At 62.5% G+C, this 18,107-nt stretch carries 16 protein-coding genes and 1 riboswitch; of the genes, 7 read left to right on the forward strand and 9 right to left on the reverse strand.

Annotated elements, in window-relative coordinates; translation table 11 throughout:
- Positions 1-54: 54 nt before the first annotated feature.
- Positions 55-1,044 (reverse strand): LysR family transcriptional regulator, encoded by a 990-nt coding sequence (locus NKJ01_RS06630; RefSeq protein WP_352601318.1) that lies wholly within the window; start codon positions 1,042-1,044, stop codon positions 55-57.
- Between the two features lie 312 nt (positions 1,045-1,356).
- On the opposite strand from NKJ01_RS06630, the gene chvE reads away from it, so the two are divergent.
- From chvE to araD1, 4 genes are all read left to right on the forward strand, one after another.
- Positions 1,357-2,427 (forward strand): multiple monosaccharide ABC transporter substrate-binding protein, encoded by a 1,071-nt coding sequence (gene chvE / locus NKJ01_RS06635; protein WP_352601320.1) that lies wholly within the window; start codon positions 1,357-1,359, stop codon positions 2,425-2,427.
- A 123-nt stretch (positions 2,428-2,550) separates the two neighbouring features.
- Positions 2,551-4,083 (forward strand): multiple monosaccharide ABC transporter ATP-binding protein, encoded by a 1,533-nt coding sequence (gene mmsA / locus NKJ01_RS06640; RefSeq protein ID WP_352726952.1) that lies wholly within the window; start codon positions 2,551-2,553, stop codon positions 4,081-4,083.
- Complete coding sequence (gene mmsB, locus NKJ01_RS06645) at positions 4,080-5,372, forward strand: multiple monosaccharide ABC transporter permease (RefSeq protein WP_352726954.1); 1,293 nt, start codon at positions 4,080-4,082, stop codon at positions 5,370-5,372. Before mmsA ends, mmsB begins: the two co-directional genes overlap by 4 nt.
- Positions 5,373-5,575: 203 nt before the next feature.
- Positions 5,576-6,568 (forward strand): AraD1 family protein, encoded by a 993-nt coding sequence (gene araD1 / locus NKJ01_RS06650; protein ID WP_352726956.1) that lies wholly within the window; start codon positions 5,576-5,578, stop codon positions 6,566-6,568.
- 162 nt (positions 6,569-6,730) lie between these two features.
- On the opposite strand, the gene NKJ01_RS06655 is transcribed toward araD1, so the two are convergent.
- Together NKJ01_RS06655 and NKJ01_RS06660 are read right to left on the reverse strand one after the other, a co-directional pair.
- A complete protein-coding gene (locus NKJ01_RS06655) occupies positions 6,731-7,504 on the reverse strand; it encodes an ABC transporter substrate-binding protein (RefSeq protein ID WP_352601326.1) in 774 nt (257 codons plus the stop codon).
- Positions 7,505-7,603: 99 nt separating this feature from the next.
- Positions 7,604-8,698: a 2'-deoxycytidine 5'-triphosphate deaminase gene (locus NKJ01_RS06660; protein WP_352726958.1), complete on the reverse strand. Its 1,095-nt coding sequence runs from the start codon at positions 8,696-8,698 to the stop codon at positions 7,604-7,606.
- An 82-nt stretch (positions 8,699-8,780) separates the two neighbouring features.
- Positions 8,781-8,858: riboswitch (SAM riboswitch) on the forward strand.
- A gap of 57 nt (positions 8,859-8,915) precedes the next feature.
- Here NKJ01_RS06660 and NKJ01_RS06665 point away from each other — a divergent pair.
- Positions 8,916-10,103 (forward strand): O-succinylhomoserine sulfhydrylase, encoded by a 1,188-nt coding sequence (locus tag NKJ01_RS06665; RefSeq protein WP_352726960.1) that lies wholly within the window; start codon positions 8,916-8,918, stop codon positions 10,101-10,103.
- 14 nt (positions 10,104-10,117) lie between these two features.
- Here the strand turns inward: NKJ01_RS06665 and NKJ01_RS06670 are convergent, their stop codons facing one another.
- A complete protein-coding gene (locus tag NKJ01_RS06670) occupies positions 10,118-11,269 on the reverse strand; it encodes a ceramide glucosyltransferase (RefSeq protein WP_352726962.1) in 1,152 nt (383 codons plus the stop codon).
- Between the two features lie 250 nt (positions 11,270-11,519).
- On the opposite strand from NKJ01_RS06670, the gene apaG reads away from it, so the two are divergent.
- Positions 11,520-11,912 (forward strand): Co2+/Mg2+ efflux facilitator ApaG/CorD, encoded by a 393-nt coding sequence (apaG, locus tag NKJ01_RS06675; RefSeq protein WP_352726964.1) that lies wholly within the window; start codon positions 11,520-11,522, stop codon positions 11,910-11,912.
- A gap of 39 nt (positions 11,913-11,951) precedes the next feature.
- Here apaG and NKJ01_RS06680 read toward each other — a convergent pair whose 3' ends face one another.
- The 3 genes from NKJ01_RS06680 to NKJ01_RS06690 form a co-directional block, all read right to left on the reverse strand.
- Positions 11,952-12,986, reverse strand: a complete 1,035-nt coding sequence (locus tag NKJ01_RS06680) for an Hsp33 family molecular chaperone (RefSeq protein WP_352726966.1) — start codon at positions 12,984-12,986, stop codon at positions 11,952-11,954.
- Between the two features lie 93 nt (positions 12,987-13,079).
- Complete coding sequence (argF, locus tag NKJ01_RS06685) at positions 13,080-13,991, reverse strand: ornithine carbamoyltransferase (protein ID WP_031259776.1); 912 nt, start codon at positions 13,989-13,991, stop codon at positions 13,080-13,082.
- A 17-nt stretch (positions 13,992-14,008) separates the two neighbouring features.
- Positions 14,009-15,208 carry an aspartate aminotransferase family protein gene (locus NKJ01_RS06690; protein WP_352726968.1) on the reverse strand — a complete coding sequence of 400 codons (1,200 nt, stop codon included), beginning with the start codon at positions 15,206-15,208 and terminating at the stop codon, positions 14,009-14,011.
- Between the two features lie 358 nt (positions 15,209-15,566).
- On the opposite strand from NKJ01_RS06690, the gene NKJ01_RS06695 reads away from it, so the two are divergent.
- On the forward strand, positions 15,567-16,085 hold the full coding sequence (locus NKJ01_RS06695; RefSeq protein ID WP_023758048.1) for a GcrA family cell cycle regulator: 519 nt from the start codon (positions 15,567-15,569) through the stop codon (positions 16,083-16,085).
- A 174-nt stretch (positions 16,086-16,259) separates the two neighbouring features.
- Here NKJ01_RS06695 and NKJ01_RS06700 read toward each other — a convergent pair whose 3' ends face one another.
- The gene (locus NKJ01_RS06700; protein WP_023758049.1) at positions 16,260-17,270 is read right to left on the reverse strand and encodes a magnesium and cobalt transport protein CorA; all 1,011 of its coding nucleotides are present in this window, start codon (positions 17,268-17,270) and stop codon (positions 16,260-16,262) included.
- Between the two features lie 91 nt (positions 17,271-17,361).
- On the reverse strand, positions 17,362-18,087 hold the full coding sequence (phoU, locus tag NKJ01_RS06705) for a phosphate signaling complex protein PhoU (protein ID WP_023758050.1): 726 nt from the start codon (positions 18,085-18,087) through the stop codon (positions 17,362-17,364).
- Positions 18,088-18,107: the final 20 nt, after the last annotated feature.

Genomic DNA, 18,107 nt, shown 5'->3' on the forward strand with positions numbered 1-18,107 from the left:
AGCTTCCCAAGCTGAACGCGCGGGTTCGATTCCCGCTACCCGCTCCAGCTGCTGTCATCCCACCTCTCTCAGAATGAAATCATGCAGCATCTTGGCGGCTGGCGACAGCGCGCGGTTCCTCACAGTGATCAGACTGTAGGGCCTGACCTCAATGTCGAATTCCGTCTGGACGACATCGATGGCGCCGGCCAGCCCGTCGGGATTCTGGATGAACTTCGCCACCTGGATCGATACCGGCGCAATGGCATCGGACTGCGCAACCATGACCAGGGTCAAGAGCAGCGAGCTGGTGTTGAGGATGCGATCCGGCAAGGCGATGTTGCGGTTGAGGAAATTGCTCTCCATCGCTTGGCGCAAGGGCGAGCCGCCCGACTGGAAAACCCAATCATAGGCGGCGGTGTCTTCCAGCCGCACCGGCTCGCCCTTGGTGAGCGGATGGCCGCGGCGCACGATCAGGCAAGCCTTCTCGACGCCGATGACGCGCGACTCGAACAGCCGCGGGTTGAGATCATCGGGGATGCGCGCGATGATGAAATCATGGCGCGTGGCGATCAGCTCGCGCGCCAGCACGTTGGAGGTTTCGACCTGCATGGTGATCTCGATGCGCGGATAGATGCGGCGGATTTCGCGGATTGCCGGCACCGCCAGTTCGATCGCCGGCGCCGTAACGGCACCTAGGAACACCGCCCCTCCTTTGCCCGCCTTGAGCTCGGAAATCTCACGATCCACCTCGCGCATCTCCAGCAGGATCGACCGCGCGCGCCTGGCCAAAGCTTTGCCGTAGGGCGTCAAAGTTATGCCGCGCGGCAGTCTCTCGCACAACTTGACCTCCAGCACCGCCTCCATCTCGCCGATCATGCGCGAGGCCGCCGGCTGCGAAATGTTCATCACCTGGGCCGCCGCGCTGACCCGGCCATGGTCGTCGAGCGCGACGATCATTCGCATGTGACGTAGACTGAGACCGCTGCGCAGAAGGGTTTCGCCATCGCCCGGTTTTTCTTTGTAACGGTTTGAACCTGAACCAGAATTCCGCAGCGCAGGCATTGCGTTTCCCCTACTTGCCCTTACCGTCGCCGGAGAACGCGCCGGTCGATCTCGCCTCTTAGTGCATACCAAATGTGATATAGCAACCATCAAAGATCGCATTTGACAGTTATGGCAAAGGATCACACCCTTCGCGCGTTCCGAGACGTGACGGTCGATGACGAGAAAAATCGTATCGATTGAAATCAGCGCCTCGGGGCCATGGGAGGATACCGGAGATCCATATGACGGCAGCAGTGCTTTGGCACTTCTGCACGATTGCGCGGCCCGCGACCCCCGGGGTGCCGCGTCCATCAACCAGGGAGAGTTATAGTGAAAATCATCAAGACACTGGCCGCCGTCGCGGCCCTTGGCATCGCTGCCATGACCTACTCGGCGCATGCAGCCGATAAAGGTCTTGTCGGCGTGCTGATGCCGACCAAGACCTCGCAGCGCTGGATCAATGACGGCGACGCCGTCAAGTCCCAGCTCGAGGCTCTCGGCTACACTGTCGACCTGCAGTACGCACAGGACGATATCCCCAACCAGCTCAGCCAGTTGGAAAACGAGATCACCAAGGGGCCGAAGGCGCTGATCATCGCCTCGATCGACGGCACCACCCTGTCGGATGCGCTGCAGAAGGCCGCTGATGCGGGCGTCGTCGTCGTTGCTTACGACCGCCTGATCAAGAAGACCGGCAATGTCGACTACTACACCACCTTCGACAATTTCGGCGTCGGCGTCATCCAGGCGAATTCGCTGGTCAAGGGCCTCAAGGAGCGTTTCCCGAACACCAAGCCGTGGAACGTCGAACTGTTCGGCGGCTCGCCGGACGATAACAATGCCTTCTTCTTCTACAACGGTGCGATATCCGTCCTGCAGCCGCTGATCGACGACGGTTCGATCAAGATCAAGTCCGGCCAGACCGGCATGGACAAGGTCGGCACGCTGCGCTGGCTCGCCGCCACTGCCCAGGCGCGCATGGACAATCTGCTGTCGGCCAACTATTCGGATGGCAGCCGCGTCGATGGCGTTCTGTCGCCCTATGACGGCCTGTCGCGCGGCATCACCGCCTCGTTGCGCGCCGTCGGCTACGGCACGGACGCACAGCCCTGGCCTGTTGTGACCGGCCAGGATGCCGAGACCGCCTCGGTCAAGCTGATCATCTCGGGCGAGCAGTACTCGACCGTGTTCAAGGACACCCGTGAACTGGCCAAGGCGACCGTCCAGCTCGTCGACAAGGTGCTCTCGGGCGGCAAGCCGGACGGGCTTGATGAAAAGACCTACAACAACGACGTCAAGGTCGTCCCCTCGATCCTCTTGACGCCACATGACGTCGACAAGTCGAACTACCAGGCACTGGTCGTCGACTCCGGCTACATCAAGGCCGACGAACTGAAGTAACCCCGGTTACAAAGTCAGGGGTCCTGCGCAACGTAGGGCCCCTTTTCGTTAACCAGCGAGCCCGGTATTGTTCACCGACCTCGCCGGCAGTGTTTGCCGACCTCTCAAGGAGCGGTAGTCCCCATGGTCTCGACGATTTTGGAGATGCGCGACATCACCAAGACGTTCCCCGGCGTGAAGGCGTTGTCGAATGTCAACCTCAGCGTCGAGGAAGGCGAAATCCACGCCGTGGTCGGCGAGAACGGCGCCGGCAAGTCGACGCTGATGAAGGTGCTGTCGGGCGTCTATCCCACAGGCACCTATGACGGCCAGATCATCTTCAACGCCCAGGAATGCCACTTCAAAGGCATCCACGACAGTGAACACAAGGGCATCGTCATCATCCACCAGGAGCTTGCCCTGGTGCCGATGCTGTCGATCGCCGAAAACATTTTCCTCGGCAACGAGCACGCCAGATACGGCGTCATCGACTGGAATGCCAACGAGGCGCGCACCAGCGCCCTGTTGAAGAAAGTGGGCCTCAAGGAGGACCCCAAGACGCTGATCACCAATATCGGTGTCGGCAAGCAGCAGCTGGTCGAGATCGCCAAGGCGCTGAGCAAGGAAGTCAAGCTGCTGATCCTCGACGAGCCGACGGCATCGCTCAGCGAAAAGGATAGCCAGGCGCTGCTTGACCTTCTGCTCGAATTCAAACGGCAAGGCATGACCTCGATCCTGATCTCGCACAAGCTCAACGAGGTGAACCGGGTGGCCGACAAGGTCACCGTCATCCGCGACGGGCGTACCATCGAGACGCTGGCCAAGAAGGACATCTCGGAAGACCGCATCATCACCTCGATGGTCGGCCGCTCGCTCGACGACCGCTATCCGCCGCGCGAGCCTGACATCGGCGAGGTCGTGTTCGAAGTGAAAAACTGGTCGGTCTATCATCCGCTCCACGCCGACCGGCAGGTGATCAAGGGCATCGACATCAATGTGCGCAAGGGCGAAGTGGTAGGCATTGCCGGATTGATGGGCGCCGGCCGCACTGAATTCGCGATGAGCTTGTTCGGCCGCTCCTATGGCCGCCATATCACCGGCGAAGTGCTGCTCAAGGGCAAGCCGATCGATGTTTCCTCGGTGAGCAGGGCAGTCGAACACGGCATTGCCTACGTCACCGAGGACCGCAAGACCTACGGTCTCAACCTCATCGACCATATCAAGCACAACATCACTCTGGCCAATCTCGGCGGCGTGTCGCGCCATGGCGTGATCGATGACCTGGGCGAGCTCTCCGTCGCCAACGACTATCGCGGGAAGACCAATATCCGCGCTTCCAGCGTCTATCAGATGACCGGCAATCTGTCCGGCGGCAACCAGCAGAAGGTGGTCCTGTCGAAATGGCTGTTCGCCGACCCGGACGTGCTGATTCTCGACGAGCCGACGCGCGGCATCGATGTCGGCGCCAAATATGAAATCTACACGATCATCGCCCGCCTCGCCGCCGAAGGTAAGGCGATCGTGGTCATCTCGTCGGAAATGCCAGAACTGCTCGGCATCACCGACCGCATCTACGTCATGAACGAAGGCCGCATCGTCGGCGAAATGCCCGCGGTTGACGCCAGCCAAGAAAAAATAATGCGCGCCATCGTTCGGGGAGAAGGAAAAGCAGCATGAGTACAGAAAGCGCCCCCGCCCCGCAGAGCAGCGTTGCCGAAGACGTGCAGCAGCGCCCCCGTATCGCCGTCTCGGCGCTGACGTCGAACCTGCGCGAATATGGCCTGATACTGGCGCTGATCGCCATCATGGTGTTCTTCCAGTTCACCACCTCCGGAACGCTGTTCAAGCCTGTGAACCTCAGCAATCTGGTGCAGCAGAACTCGTTCATCATCGTGATGGCGCTGGGCATGCTGCTGGTGATCGTCTCCGGCCACATCGATCTCAGCGTCGGCTCCGTCGCCGGCTTCATCGGCGCACTGGCGGCGATGATGATGGTCATCTGGCCGCTCGGCCCATTGAGCAATCCGCTGGTGGTGTCGATCATCTGCCTCATCGTGGGTGGCGCGATCGGCGCGGCGCAAGGCTACTGGATCGCCTATCACCGAATACCGAGCTTTATCGTCACGCTGGCCGGCATGCTGATCTTCCGCGGCATCTGCCAGGCGCTGCTGGGCGGCGGATCCTCGGTGGGACCGCTTCCCGACGGCTTCAAGGCCCTCAGCTCCGGCTTTATCCCGGATGTCATCGGGCCACTGACGCTTATCCCGCCGACGGTGAACGCGGCCGGCAAGACCATCATAGGCAGCGGACTGACGCTGCACATGACGACGATCGTGCTGGGCCTGATCGCTGTGCTGGCCTACGCCTATTTCGGGCTGAGCACACGACGCAAACGCGAACGCCATGGCTATGAGGCCGAGCCCTTTCCCCTGTTCGTCATCAAGACGCTGGTTGGCAGCGCGCTGGCACTGTTCCTGGTCTACCAGTTCGCCAGCTACAGGGGCCTGCCGGTGGTGCTGCTCGTCATGGGCGTGCTGATCTCGCTGTTCGTCTTCGTCACCAAGCGCATGACCATCGGCCGCCGCATCTATGCAATGGGCGGCAACGCCAAGGCGGCGCAGCTGTCGGGTATCAAGACAGAGCGGCTCACGCTTATGGTGTTCGTCAATATGGGCGTGCTGTCTGCGCTTGGCGGCCTGATCATAGCGGCGCGGCTGGGACAAGCTGTGCCGGCGGCCGGCCTCGGCAGCGAGCTCGACGTGATTGCGGCCGTGTTCATCGGCGGCGCCTCGGCGATGGGCGGTGTCGGTCAGGTCATCGGCGCGGTTGTCGGCGGTTTCATCATGGGCGTGATGAACAACGGCATGTCGATCATGGGCGTCAATGTCGACTGGCAGCAGGTGGTCAAAGGCCTGGTGCTGCTCGGCGCCGTGATCTTCGACGTCTACAACAAGAACAAGGCTTGAACAGGTTTTAGGCGAGGCAAGCAGGAGGCATACGATCGCGGCGCTGCCGGTAAACCTGCCGGCGGAAAGAAGTCCCTCAAGGACCAGGCCCGCGAGCGCAATCCGGACGAAGAGTTCAACCCGTGGCGCGGCGAGGTCCGCGCCGCGCAGGTTAAGGTTTGCCAAATGGCAGCCGGGCCAAGACAAATGAGAGAGGATCCATCATGCTGATCTCCCAGATTCTCGATGACGCCGAGACCATCCGTGTCGTTGCCCGCAACGGCGGCAAGACCCGGATCATCAATGGCGCCCGCAGCGTGTACTCGCTGGCGATGGAGGCCGCCCGCACCGGCGTCGGCCTCGTCGCGCTGATCGAGCGCAAGGGGCTTGGCGAGACGGTCGACCTCGAGGCCGCCTATAAGAAGGGCCGGCTGCTGTCGCCGATCAACCATCCAGACCCGGCGCATCTGCACCTGACCGGCACCGGGCTTACGCATCTGGGTTCGGCCGCGACGCGCGATTCCATGCACAAGAAGCTCAGCGCCGACGGCGAGGAGCAGCTGACCGATTCCATGAAGATGTTCCGCATGGGGCTGGACGGCGGCAAGCCCGCGAAAGGCCAGATCGGCGTGCAGCCGGAATGGTTCTACAAGGGCAACGGCACGATGGCGGTGGCGCCAGGCGCGGCGCTCCTGTCACCGGCCTTCGCCAACGACGCCGGCGAAGAGCCTGAGGTGGCCGGCATCTACGTCATCGGCGATGACGGCGCGCCCTTCCGCGTTGGCTTCACGCTGTCGAACGAGTTTTCCGACCACGTCACCGAGCGCGTGAACTATCTCTTTCTCGCCCATTCCAAGCTGCGCAACGCTTCGTTCGGCCCTGAGATCCTGATCGGCGACCTGCCGTCTGACATCCGCGGCACCTCGCGCATCGTGCGCGACACCGAGGTGCTGTGGGAAAAGCCGTTCCTGTCCGGCGAAGCGAACATGTCCCACACCATCGCCAATCTCGAACATCACCACTTCAAATATGCCGCCTTCCGCCAACCAGGCGACGTGCATGTGCACATGTTCGGCACGGCGACACTGTCCTTCGCCGACGGCATCAAGACCGAGCCAGGCGACGTGTTCGAGATCGAGGCCAGTGATTTCGGCCTGCCGCTGCGCAATCCGCTCGAGATCGAACAGCCGGTGAAGGTGGCGGTAAAGGCGCTTTGAAAGGGTGATCTCCCCCTCGTGGGGAGATGTCGCCAAAGGCGACAGAGGGGGGTGCCTCGCGTAAAGCGCCAACCTCCATCTGTCGCAAGAAGGTTGCATCCGGTCGAGCCGACCCCCTCTGGCCTGCCGGCCATCTCCCCCTCAAGTGGGGAGATTGCTGCTTCAATAGATATCGAAGTCGAAATACTTGGCCTGGATCTTCTTGTAGGTGCCATCGGCGACAATCGCGTCGATGGCAGCATTGAGCTTGTCGCGCAGTGCCGTGTCTTCCAGGCGGACGGCAATGCCGGCTTGTGTCTCCGTGCCCTTGACGTCGCCGACCAGCTTGCAGCAGCCCTCGCTTGCCTTCTTCAGCCAGTCCATCAGCACGAACTTGTCCGAGATCACGGCGTCAAGCCGGCCGTTGGTCAGGTCGGTGATCGCTTCTTCCTGGGTCGGGTAGAGTTTGGCCTCGGCGCCCGCTTTGCCATAGGTATTCTGGGCATAGTCGGCCTGCGTGGTCGAGGCCTGGGCGCCGACTGTCTTGCCTGCAAGGGCCGCCGGTTCGGTCGAGGTGAGGTCGCTGTCCTTCGGCGCCACCAGGGCGAGCGGTGTCGTGTAGTATTTGTTGGTGAAGGAGACCTGCTTCTTGCGCTCCTCGGTGATGCTCATCGAGGCGATAATGGCGTCGAACTTCTTCGCTTGCAGGGCTGGAATGATGCCATCCCAGTCCTGGGTGACGATTTCGCACTCGACCTTCATCTGCGCACACAGCGCGTTGGCGATGTCGATATCGAAGCCTTCGACTTTGCCATCCGAGGTGATGGTGTTGAATGGCGGATAGGCGCCCTCGGTGCCGATCTTGATTTTCTCAGCTGCCTGCACCGACAGAGAGCCAGCCGCCATCACCAGCATGGCAGCGCCTGCTGCCGATATGATCCATTTCGAAATCTGCATTTTCTTGGTTCCCCTTGAACGCCGCCAGCTTGACGACCAGAAAGGCAGCCAAGCATGGCGAGGCAGCCCAGGCAAGTATTTTGCCTGCGGGTAATCGGCTCAGCGCGCGGGGCGGAAATGCTTGGACAGCTTCAAACCCTGCGCCTGGTAGTTGGAGCCGAGATCGGTGCCATAGAGCGCCTGCGGCCGCTTCAGCATGTGCTCGTAGACCAGCCGGCCGACGATCTGGCCATGGTCGAGGATGAACGGCACTTCGTGGCTGCGCACTTCCAGCACCGCCCGGCTGCCGGTGCCACCGGACGCCGAATGGCCGAAGCCCGGATCGAAGAAGCCGGCGTAGTGGACGCGGAATTCGCCGACCAGCGGATCGAAGGGCGTCATCTCGGCGGCGTAGAGCGGTGGCACATGCACCGCTTCCTGGCTCACAAGAATGTAGAATTCATCGGGGTCGAGCACCAGTTCGCCAGCGCCGCTCTTGTGGATCGGCTCCCAGAAGTCGACGACTTCCTGCGCAGCGCGCTTGTCGACATCGACGAGACCGGTGTGATGCTTGCCGCGGTAGCCGACCAGACCGCTTTGATCACCGTTGAGGTCGATCGACAGCGCGATGCCGCCGCCGGAGATGTTGGGCGGCTCGGTGGCAACCAAGATCTGCGCGCGATGCAACTGGTGCAGTTCGGCTTCCGACAGCAGCGCATTGCCGGTGCGGAAGCGTATCTGCGACAGGCGCGAACCGGTGCGCGCGACGATCGGGAAGGTGCGCGGGCTGACCTCCAGATAGAGCGGCCCGTGATAGCCTGCGGCGATCTTGTCGAACTCGTGGCCGCGATCGGTCATGACGCGGGTGAAGATGTCGAGCCGCCCGGTCGAACTCTTGGGATTGGCCGAAGCCGAAATGTTCGCCGGCAATGCCAGGCTTTCAAGCAAGGGCACGATATAGACGCAGCCTGTCTCCAGCACCGCGCCCTCGGCCAGGTCGATCTCGTGCAGCTGCAGCCGGTCGAGCTTTTCCGAAACCTTGTGGTTGGGACCCGGCAGGAAGGAGGCACGCACCCGCCAGGCCTTGTCGCCGAGCCGGAGATCAAGACTGGCCGGCTGGATCTGGTCGGCATCGAGCGCACGCGCCGACTTCAGCGCGCCGGACTGGAAGAGCGCCGAAATGTCCTGATCGGGAAGAATGCCTGTTTGCCGCAAAGCTGACTCCGCTGCAACGCCGCTGGTACAAACCTCTTAATCAAGCCGGCAATTGACGCAAGCGTGGCGCGGGTCTAAAGGGTCGTTATCCCGTGGTGATTTGGCCGGTCGGCTTGCAGCCACGTTAAACAAGTCGCTAAAGGACCGTCGGGCCGCAAGGCCGTATGGACCGGTTGCGACTTTCGCGGCCGGTTTTTTTGTGTCTGGAAGAAGAGCGATGAGCACCAACAAGCGCAACTGGAAGCCTCAAACGGCACTCGTTCACAGCGGAACGCTGCGTTCCGGTTTCGGCGAAACGTCGGAAGCGATTTACCTCACCCAGGGCTACGTCTACGAAACGGCGCAGGCCGCCGAAGCCCGTTTCAAGGGTGAGGAGCCGGGCTTCATCTATTCGCGCTACGCCAATCCGACCGTCGACATGTTCGAAAGGCGCATGTGCGCGCTCGAGGGTGCCGAGGACGCCCGCGCCACCGCCTCCGGTATGGCTGCGGTAACGGCAGCGCTTCTGTGCAGCGCCAAGGCCGGCGACCATATCGTGGCGGCCCGTGCACTGTTCGGCTCCTGCCGGTGGGTGGTCGAGACGCTGGCGCCAAGATACGGCATCGAGGCGACGCTGGTCGACGGCACCGACGTCGCCAATTGGGAAAAGGCGGTCAAGCCGAACACCAAGCTGTTCTTTCTGGAGAGCCCGACCAACCCGACGCTGGAAGTGGTCGATATCGCCGCGGTTGCCTCGCTCGCCAATTCCATCGGCGCCAGGCTGGTCGTCGACAACGTCTTTGCCACACCCTTGCAACAGAAGCCCTTGCAACTCGGCGCCCACATCGTCGTCTATTCGGCGACCAAGCACATTGACGGCCAGGGGCGCTGTCTCGGCGGCGTCATCCTGTCGGACAAGAAGTGGATCGACGAGAACCTGCATGATTATTTCCGCCACACCGGGCCCAGCCTGTCGCCCTTCAACGCCTGGACGCTGCTGAAGGGGCTGGAGACGCTGCCGCTGCGCGTGCGCCAGCAGACGGAAAGCGCCGGCAAGATCGCGGATTTCCTGGCCGAGCGGCCGGAAATCGCCCGCGTCATCTATCCCGGCCGCGCCGACCACCCGCAGGCTGATGTCGTAAAGAAGCAGATGTCGGGCGGCTCGACGCTGATCTGCCTGGATGTCAAAGGCGGCAAGCAGGCGGCCTTCGCCTTGCAGAACGCGCTCGACATCGTGCTGATCTCCAACAATCTCGGCGATGCCAAGAGCCTGATCACCCATCCGGCGACGACAACTCACAAGAACCTGAGCGATGAGGCGCGCGCCGAACTCGGCATCGGACCGGGCACGCTCAGACTGTCGGTTGGCCTGGAAGACACCGAAGATCTGCTTGAGGATATCGCGCAGGCGCTGAAGGCCAAATAGCAAGCCTTTACCTTTCAGGCGCCGGATGGCGTCTCTTCCAGCTTGGCCGCCTTGGTGCCGATGGTCATCGCGTTGCCGCGCCACTCGACGGCACCGCCGAGCCAGCCGCGCGCCCACATCGCCGGCAGGATCAGGTCGCGCGTTACCATAGCTGCGACCAGGCGTGGCGACAGGTACCAGCCCTTCGACCGGGCGAGGACGCACTCGGGAAGATAGAAGGCGGCCAGCACGGCAATGGCGGTTGCCCAGGGGCTGATGCCGGCGCTTGCCGCCGCAATCAGCGCCAGCACCAGCGGCACCACCGCGCCAGTCAGGATTTCAGGCGCGAAGAACAGCGGAAAGGTGACGCGGCGCAGGCGCGCCCAACGGGCCTGGCGCGACCAGATCTCGCCAAATGTGCGCCGGCCGAGCGGCTGCTCGAAAGGCGCGGCGACGAGATTGACGCGCAGGCCGAGGCCATTGACCAGCTTGGTCGCGGCGGCGTCCTCGGCGATCTCGGCGGCCAGCGCGCGAATGCCGCCATTGGCATCGAGGATCGGCTTGTTCCAGAGCATGCTCTTGCCTTGGGCAAAGCCAAGGCCAAGCGCCTCGCCCGCATATTGCCAGCGCGCCTGCAGCGTGTTGAGGAAAGCGCATTCGACTTCAGCCCAGAAGCCGGCCGGTCGCGAGCCGATTGGCGTCGAGCAGACAAGGCCGGTATTGGGTCGCCATGCAGCCATCAGGTGCTGGACGTAGTCTCTCGGCATCAGCACGTTGGAATCGGCCAGGACAACCCAGTCGTGCCGCGCCGCTTCCCAGCCCTTGACGCAATTGTTGAGCTTCGGATTGGCGCTGATACGGTCGTCGCCGACCAGCAGCCGGGCCGGCACCTTGGGAAACCGGGCAATCGCCCTGTTTATCAGCCTGACCACTGGATCGTCGGCATGGGCAACACAGAAGATCAGCTCGTAACGCGGCCAGTTGAGCGAGAAGGCGCGCTCCAGCGTCTCGAGCGTGAACGGCTCAACGCCACGCGACGGCACGACGATCGACACCGGCCGCGGCTTGCCGGCCGGCGGCGCCATAGCGCGGCGCCGTTTCAGACGCGAAGCCGCAAGCACGATGCTGGCGAGATTTGAGAGGATGAGAGCAATTGAAAGCGTGGCGACTACGAGAGTGAGTTCCATCGAGATCCGGTAACTCCAGGAAAGCCGCCCACCAGAACAATCTAGGGGCATGACGACAGATCTCAACAGTTCGACGGAGCGCCCGAGTCGCGCAGCATTGATCGGCACACACCATCATTGACCATCGTCACGTGTCACTTAAATGACATTCTTTGCCGGCACCTGCCCTGCAGACCGCGACGATAGGACGCGCACCGTTGACCGGCCATCACGGAGCGCCGAAAGTTACCGGATTGTATTGGAGCCGCTTATGTACAGCGCCGTCACGCGCAACATCGAAGTGCAGGTCAGGCCGTTCTATATGGAGGATCGCTCGGATCCGTCCGAGAACCGCTATGTCTGGGGCTATCAGATAACCATCGACAATCAGTCGGACGATTCCGTCCAGCTGTTGTCGCGCTATTGGCACATCACCGATGGCACTGGCCGGGTCGAAGAGGTACGCGGCGCTGGCGTCGTCGGCGACCAGCCCGAACTCAATCCCGGCGACAGCTACCAATACACGTCCGGTTGCCCGCTCTCGACACCGTCCGGCATCATGGTCGGGCACTACACGATGCGCAACAAGCGGGGCGAGACGTTCGACATCGCCATCCCCGCATTTTCACTCGACCTGCCGGGGACGCGGCGGACGGTGAATTAATTTGCCTCACCGGCCGCGAGGCGGCCGGCAAGGCGTGTTCTACTGGGCCGCCGCAAACTCCGCCGGGTCGAAGTCATATTGCTTCGAGCAGAACTCGCAGGCGACGTGGATGCCGCCGTCCTCGGTGCTGTCCTTGATCTCCTGGGCGGAAAAGCCTTCGAGGATGCCGCGGATCTTGTCCCGGGAGCACGAGCACTGGTCGGCGACCGGAACGCTGCCGAAAACGCGCACGCCATGCTCGTGGAACAACCTGTAGAGCAGCCGCTCGGCACCGATCGTCGGATCGATCAGTTCGGTCGGCTCGGTGGTGCCGAGCAGCGCCAGCAACTCCTGCCAGGAATTGTCGGCCGGATCGTGGATCTCCTCGCGCGGATCGCCATCGCCGCCCGGCAGATCCGGCACGCGCATGCGGTCGGGCGACTGCGGCAGGAACTGCGCCAGGATGCCACCGGCGCGCCACTGCTCACGGGTGCCGCCCGGGCCGGGCGTCAAGAGCTTGGCCACCGACAGCCTGAGATCGGTCGGAATCTGCTCCGACTGACGGAAATAGGTACGCGCCGCATCTTCCAGCGTCTCGCCGTCGAGTTGGACGATACCCTGATAGCGCTGCGTGTGGGCGCCCTGATCGATGGTCAGCGCCAGCACGCCCGTGCCGAGCAGGGTCTGCTGGGACGTTTCGCCCGCCGCGACCAGCGCCTCCAGCCGGTCGGCATCAAAACGCGCATAGGCGCGCAGCGCCGAGGGCGTGGAAAAATCCGCGACCAGCATGTCGACAGGCCCGTCGGTGCGCGTCTGCAGGATGAACTTGCCCTCGAATTTGAGCGAGGTGCCGAGCAGCACCGTCAGCACGCACGCCTCCGCCAGCAGCCGGGCGACCGGCTCGGGATAATCGTGGCGACTGAGGATGGCATCGAGCATCGGCCCGAGTTGGACGGTGCGGCCGCGCACGTCGAGCGGGCCGACTTCGAAGGGCACGACATGATCGTCGCCGGCGTAGCCGAATTCGCCGAGTTTGGGGTGATGTTCAGTCACTCGATAGGTTTCCAACATAACAAAGCTCCAGGGCGCGGCCATGCCGCCCTCTCGGGAGCATGCGTCGAGACGCGCTTGATTTGCGTGATGCGGCGCAAATAGGCATCACGCGCCCGGAGATCAAGCTCCCAGAGATCAAGCGCCGAGGCACCAGGCGAGCACGGCCTTCTGGGCATGGAGCCGGTTCTCCGCCTCGTCGAAGACCACCGAGTGCGGCCCGTCGATGACCTCGTCGGTCACCTCCTCGCCGCGATGCGCCGGCAAGCAGTGCATGAACAGCGCGTCCGGCTTGGCCCTGGCCATCAGCTTGGCATTGACCTGGTAGGGCGAGAACACGTTGTGGCCGCGGGCGCGATGCTCCTGACCCATCGACACCCAGCAATCGGTGACGATGCAGTCGGCCTGGTCGACGGCTTCCTCGGGCGAGCGGGTGAAGTGCAGCTTGCCGCCATGCGCCTGCGACCAGTCGATATGCTTTTGTGCCGGTTCACTGCCCTCGGGGACGGCGACGTTGAGGTTGAAGCGGAAGCGCGCAGAGGCCTCGAGCAGCGAATGCAGCACATTGTTGCCGTCGCCGGTCCAGGCGATGGTCTTGCCGGCGACCGGACCGCGATGTTCCTCGAAGGTCATGATATCGGCCATCAGCTGGCAGGGATGGGTGTCGTCGGTCAGTCCGTTGATCACCGGAACGGTGGCGTTCTCGGTCAGCTCCAGCAGCCGCTCATGCGACGTGGTGCGGATCATGATCGCGTCGACATAGCGCGACAACACCTTGGCCGTGTCGGCGATGGTCTCGGAACGGCCGAGCTGCATCTCGGTGCCCGTCAGCATGATGGTCTCGCCGCCAAGCTGGCGCATGCCGACGTCGAAGGACACACGCGTGCGCGTCGACGGCTTGTCGAAGATCATCGCCAGCACCTTGCCTTCGAGCGGCTTGGTGCGCTCGCCAGCCTTGAGGCGGGCCTTTCGCACCACCGCATCGTCCAGCATCAGGCGCAGATCGCCTTCGGAGACAGCGGAAAGATCGGTGAAATGGCGAACTGACATCAGCAATGGTTCCGGGATTACTTCGCGGCGGCGGCGGCGACCGCCCCCGCCAGGCCCTTGGCGCCGGCGCGGATGCGGTTGAGCGCGTCGTGAATCTCGGCGTCGGTGACGGTTAGCGGCGGCAACAGGCGAATGACGTTGTCACCGGCCGGAACCGCCAGTAGGTGCTGGTCACGCAATGCCATGTTCACCTTGGTGTTGGGCATGGCGCATTTGAGGCCAAGCATCAACCCGGCACCCCTGATGTCCTCGATGACCTCGGGAAACTCGTCGGCGACCGACGCGAGCCCCTGCTTCATCAGCAGCGCCTTTCGCTGGACGTCCTCGAGGAAGCCCTCTTCCAGCACCACGTCGAGCACGGCGTTGCCTACCGCCATGGCCAGTGGATTGCCGCCGAACGTGGTGCCATGCACGCCTGCGGTCATGCCGACGGCCGCTTCGTCGGTTGCAAGGCAGGCGCCCATCGGGAAGCCACCGCCAATGCCCTTGGCGATCGCCATGATATCGGGGGTGACACCGGCCCATTCATGCGCGAACAGCTTGCCGGTACGGCCAATGCCGCACTGGACCTCGTCGAAGATCAAGAGCAGGCCGTGCTGCTCGCCCAATTGCCGCAGCCGCTTCAGCGATTGCGTCGGCACCTGCCTGATGCCGCCCTCGCCCTGCACCGGTTCGATCAGGATCGCCGCCGTCTCTGGCGTGATCGCCTTTTCGGCGGCGTCGATGTCATCGAAGCCGACCTGGTCGAAGCCTTCGACCTTGGGTCCGAAACCCTCGAGGTACTTGTATTGACCGCCCGCCGCGATGGTCGCCAGGGTGCGGCCGTGGAAGGCGCCTTCGAAGGTGATGACGCGAAAGCGCTCGGGATGTCCGTTGACGAAATGGTAGCGTCGCGCCGTCTTGATCGCGCATTCGAGCGCCTCGGCGCCGGAATTGGTGAAGAACACCTTGTCGGCGAAGGTGGCGTCGACCAGCCGCTCGCCCAGCCGGCTCTGCCCCGGAATCTCGTAGAGGTTGGAGACATGCCACAGCTTGGCTGCTTGTGCGGTGAGTGCGGCGACCAGATGCGGGTGGCTGTGGCCCAGCGAATTGACGGCGATGCCGCCCGCGAAATCGAGATATCGCTCGCCCTTGTCGGTAACCAGCCAAGTGCCTTCCCCATGGTCGAAGGCCAAGGGTGCTCGAGCAAAGGTCTCGTAAAGCGCCGAACCGCTCATTATATGCGTCTCCGGTACCGGAAAATCAAAAAAGCCGCCAAAGCGGCGGCTTGTGCGGCTTATCGTGTTTTTCGGCCATGAAGTCAACGAAAACGTCGCGTAGTGGCGCGCGGCAAGCCCTCCGACGAGACGCCAGCTCATAAGCGACCGGGCAAGTTGGGGAAAACCGAAAAAACCGATTCGTGTTGCACTTGGGACTCTTGTCACCGAGTCAGCGCATAAGGTAATTGTAGTTGAGAAATAACTAGATTTCGTGCGGCGGACCTAATCACCAGATATATGTGGTGTCTGCCCCGGTAAATGTTGCCGGGTCGGGAGTGGATTCCGATTGCCGCACGCTTAGCAGGAGCGCGGTCTCATGAACTGGACTGACGAGCGGGTAGAACTTCTCAGGAAATTGTGGTCGGAGGGTCTGAGCGCAAGCCAGATTGCCGCGCAGCTTGGAGGGGTCAGCCGCAACGCGGTCATCGGCAAGGTGCACCGGCTGAAGCTGTCGGGCCGCGGCCGTTCGACCGCCACCCCGGCACGCCAAAAGAAGGCGACGCAAGGGGCGACCGTTCAGAAATCGGTGTCGCGCGCAGCAACTGCCGTGCGTCACGTCACGACGTCGATCGGCGCGACGGCCCTGCAGACGCAGTTCGACGCCGAACCAGTGGCGCGCCACTACATCCGCCCGGTCGAGAATGTCGTGTTGCCGATCTCGCGGCATCTACAACTCGTCGAGCTGACCGAGCGGACCTGCAAATGGCCGAACGGTGATCCGCTTTCGGAGGACTTCCATTTCTGCGGCAACGAGGCCGCCGAAACCGGTCCCTACTGCAAGTATCACGCCCGCGTGGCGTTCCAGCCGGCATCGGAGCGGCGGCGGAGCCGCTGAGCGAATAGCGAATAGCGAATAGCGAATAGCGAATAGCGAATAGCGAATAGCGAATAGCGAATAGCGAATAGCGAATAGCGAATAGAAACGGCTGGCTTCTGTGACAGGAAGCAAGCCGTTTTTTCCTACTCCCTATTCGCTACTCGCTATAATTCGCTCTCTATTCGCTCTCTTTCACAGCCACCCATTCTTGCGAAATCGCCAGTAGAGGAACGTGCAGATCAGCGCGATCGTGGCCAGCACCATCGGGTAGCCGTATTCCATCTTCAGTTCCGGCATATCGCTGAAATTCATGCCGTAGATGCCGGCGAATGCCGTCGGCACCGCCAGGATGGCTGCCCAGGAGGCGAGCTTCTTGGAGATCGCCGTTTCCTGGCTCTGGCCGACCAGCAGGCTGGCTTCGAAGGCGAACGCCAGCACCTCGCGCAGGCTGTCGATCTTCTCCTGAACAGTGCGAATGTGATCGGTGACGTCGCGAAACAGCGGGTGCATGGCTGTATGAATTTGCGGCAGCTCGGCACTGGTCAGCCGACGGCAGACTTCGACCAGCGGCAGCGCTGCATTGCGAAGGCGCAAAAGGTCGCGGCGCAGCATATAGAGCCGCTCGATGTCGGGACCGGTCATCGGCTTCAGCAGAACCCTGTCCTCGATCACTTCGACCTCGTCCTCGATCTGCTCGAGCACCGGCATGTAATTGTCGACGATGAAATCGAGAATGGCGTAGAGGACGAAATCCTCCCCCTTGGCCAGCGAATGCGGGCAGCTTTCCCAGTGCTGACGAACGGCGGCATAGGACGTCGAGGGGCCGTGCCTGACGCTGACAATATAGCCGCTGCCGACGAACAAATGGGTCTCGCCGAAGGTGACCCGACCGTCGATCAGCTGCGCGGTGCGGGCGACGATGAACAAGGCATCGCCATATTGCTCGATCTTCGGCCGCTGGTGCGGGTGCTCGGCATCCTCGATCGCCAGCTCATGCAGGTGAAATTGCGCCTGGACGCGCAGCAGCAGGTTGCGGTCGGGCTCGAGCAGGCCAATCCAGACGACATGACCGGATTTCTTTGCCCATTCGCCGGCTTCCTCGATAGGAATGTCGGCAATGCGGCGTCCGGCCGTGTAGACGCCGCAAGCGATAATGCCGGAAGCCGACGCAGCCTCCGGGATCAGGTTCCGAACGTTTTCCATCACGACCTCCCGAAGCAAATCCGCGGACGAGGATAGAGGCAAAGCCCGGAAAGCTTAGCTTAATTCGTGCGCCGGTTCGAGAGGCGGCCGTTCACTTCCCCGGCAGCGTCTCGGAAAGGCCTATCTTGTCGGTCTTGTCGCCCTTGGGCCGCTCAGCCGGCAACTGCTCGCCTGTGACGGTATAGTAGATGGTCTCGGCGATGTTGGTGGCGTGATCACCGATACGCTCGATGTTCTTGGCGCAGAACAGCAGATGCGTGCAGGGCGTGATGTTGCGCGGGTCTTCCATCATGTAGGTGAGCAACTCACGAAACAGCGACGTGTACATAGCGTCGATCTGGTCGTCGCGGTCGCGAACGAAGCCAATTTTCTCCACGGACCGCGATGCGTAGACATCGAGCACTTCCTTGAGCTGGGCCAGCGCAAGGTTGGCCAGGGCCTCAAGGCCGCGGAACAGGCTGGTCGGCTGGCGTCCGTCGGTGACGGCGACCACCCGCTTGGCGACGTTCTTGGCGAGGTCGCCAACCCGTTCGAGGTCGGCGGAGATGCGAATGGTCCCGACGATCTCGCGCAAATCCGTCGCCATCGGCTGACGCCTGGCAATGATGATGATCGCCTTATCGTCGATTTCGCGTTGCCCTTCATCCAGCACGGCATCGTCGCGGATAACCTTCTCGGCCAGGCTAGGATCGGCATTGACCAACGCGGCGATCGCTTGCTCGACCATGCGCTCGGCATGGCCGCCCATCGCAGCGATGCGCTTCGACAGATATTTCAGCTCGTCGTCATAGGCGCTGACGATGTGCACGGACTGCATGGCAATATGCCTTCCCACGG

This window comes from Mesorhizobium sp. M0276 (assembly GCF_040321755.1).
GTDB lineage: Bacteria > Pseudomonadota > Alphaproteobacteria > Rhizobiales > Rhizobiaceae > Mesorhizobium.

Excerpts from the sequence above, each read along its gene's own strand:
- NKJ01_RS06695 (WP_023758048.1), top strand. The coding sequence starts at position 15,567 with ATGAACTGGACTGACGAGCGGGTAGAACTTCTCAGGAAATTGTGGTCG.
- NKJ01_RS06690 (WP_352726968.1), bottom strand. The coding sequence starts at position 15,208 with ATGAGCGGTTCGGCGCTTTACGAGACCTTTGCTCGAGCACCCTTGGCC.
- mmsA (WP_352726952.1), top strand. The coding sequence starts at position 2,551 with ATGGTCTCGACGATTTTGGAGATGCGCGACATCACCAAGACGTTCCCC.
- NKJ01_RS06700 (WP_023758049.1), bottom strand. The coding sequence starts at position 17,270 with ATGGAAAACGTTCGGAACCTGATCCCGGAGGCTGCGTCGGCTTCCGGC.
- NKJ01_RS06670 (WP_352726962.1), bottom strand. The coding sequence starts at position 11,269 with ATGGAACTCACTCTCGTAGTCGCCACGCTTTCAATTGCTCTCATCCTC.
- NKJ01_RS06655 (WP_352601326.1), bottom strand. The coding sequence starts at position 7,504 with ATGCAGATTTCGAAATGGATCATATCGGCAGCAGGCGCTGCCATGCTG.
- phoU (WP_023758050.1), bottom strand. The coding sequence starts at position 18,087 with ATGCAGTCCGTGCACATCGTCAGCGCCTATGACGACGAGCTGAAATAT.
- argF (WP_031259776.1), bottom strand. The coding sequence starts at position 13,991 with ATGTCAGTTCGCCATTTCACCGATCTTTCCGCTGTCTCCGAAGGCGAT.
- NKJ01_RS06680 (WP_352726966.1), bottom strand. The coding sequence starts at position 12,986 with ATGGCCGCGCCCTGGAGCTTTGTTATGTTGGAAACCTATCGAGTGACT.
- NKJ01_RS06665 (WP_352726960.1), top strand. The coding sequence starts at position 8,916 with ATGAGCACCAACAAGCGCAACTGGAAGCCTCAAACGGCACTCGTTCAC.
- araD1 (WP_352726956.1), top strand. The coding sequence starts at position 5,576 with ATGCTGATCTCCCAGATTCTCGATGACGCCGAGACCATCCGTGTCGTT.
- NKJ01_RS06630 (WP_352601318.1), bottom strand. The coding sequence starts at position 1,044 with ATGCCTGCGCTGCGGAATTCTGGTTCAGGTTCAAACCGTTACAAAGAA.
- mmsB (WP_352726954.1), top strand. The coding sequence starts at position 4,080 with ATGAGTACAGAAAGCGCCCCCGCCCCGCAGAGCAGCGTTGCCGAAGAC.
- apaG (WP_352726964.1), top strand. The coding sequence starts at position 11,520 with ATGTACAGCGCCGTCACGCGCAACATCGAAGTGCAGGTCAGGCCGTTC.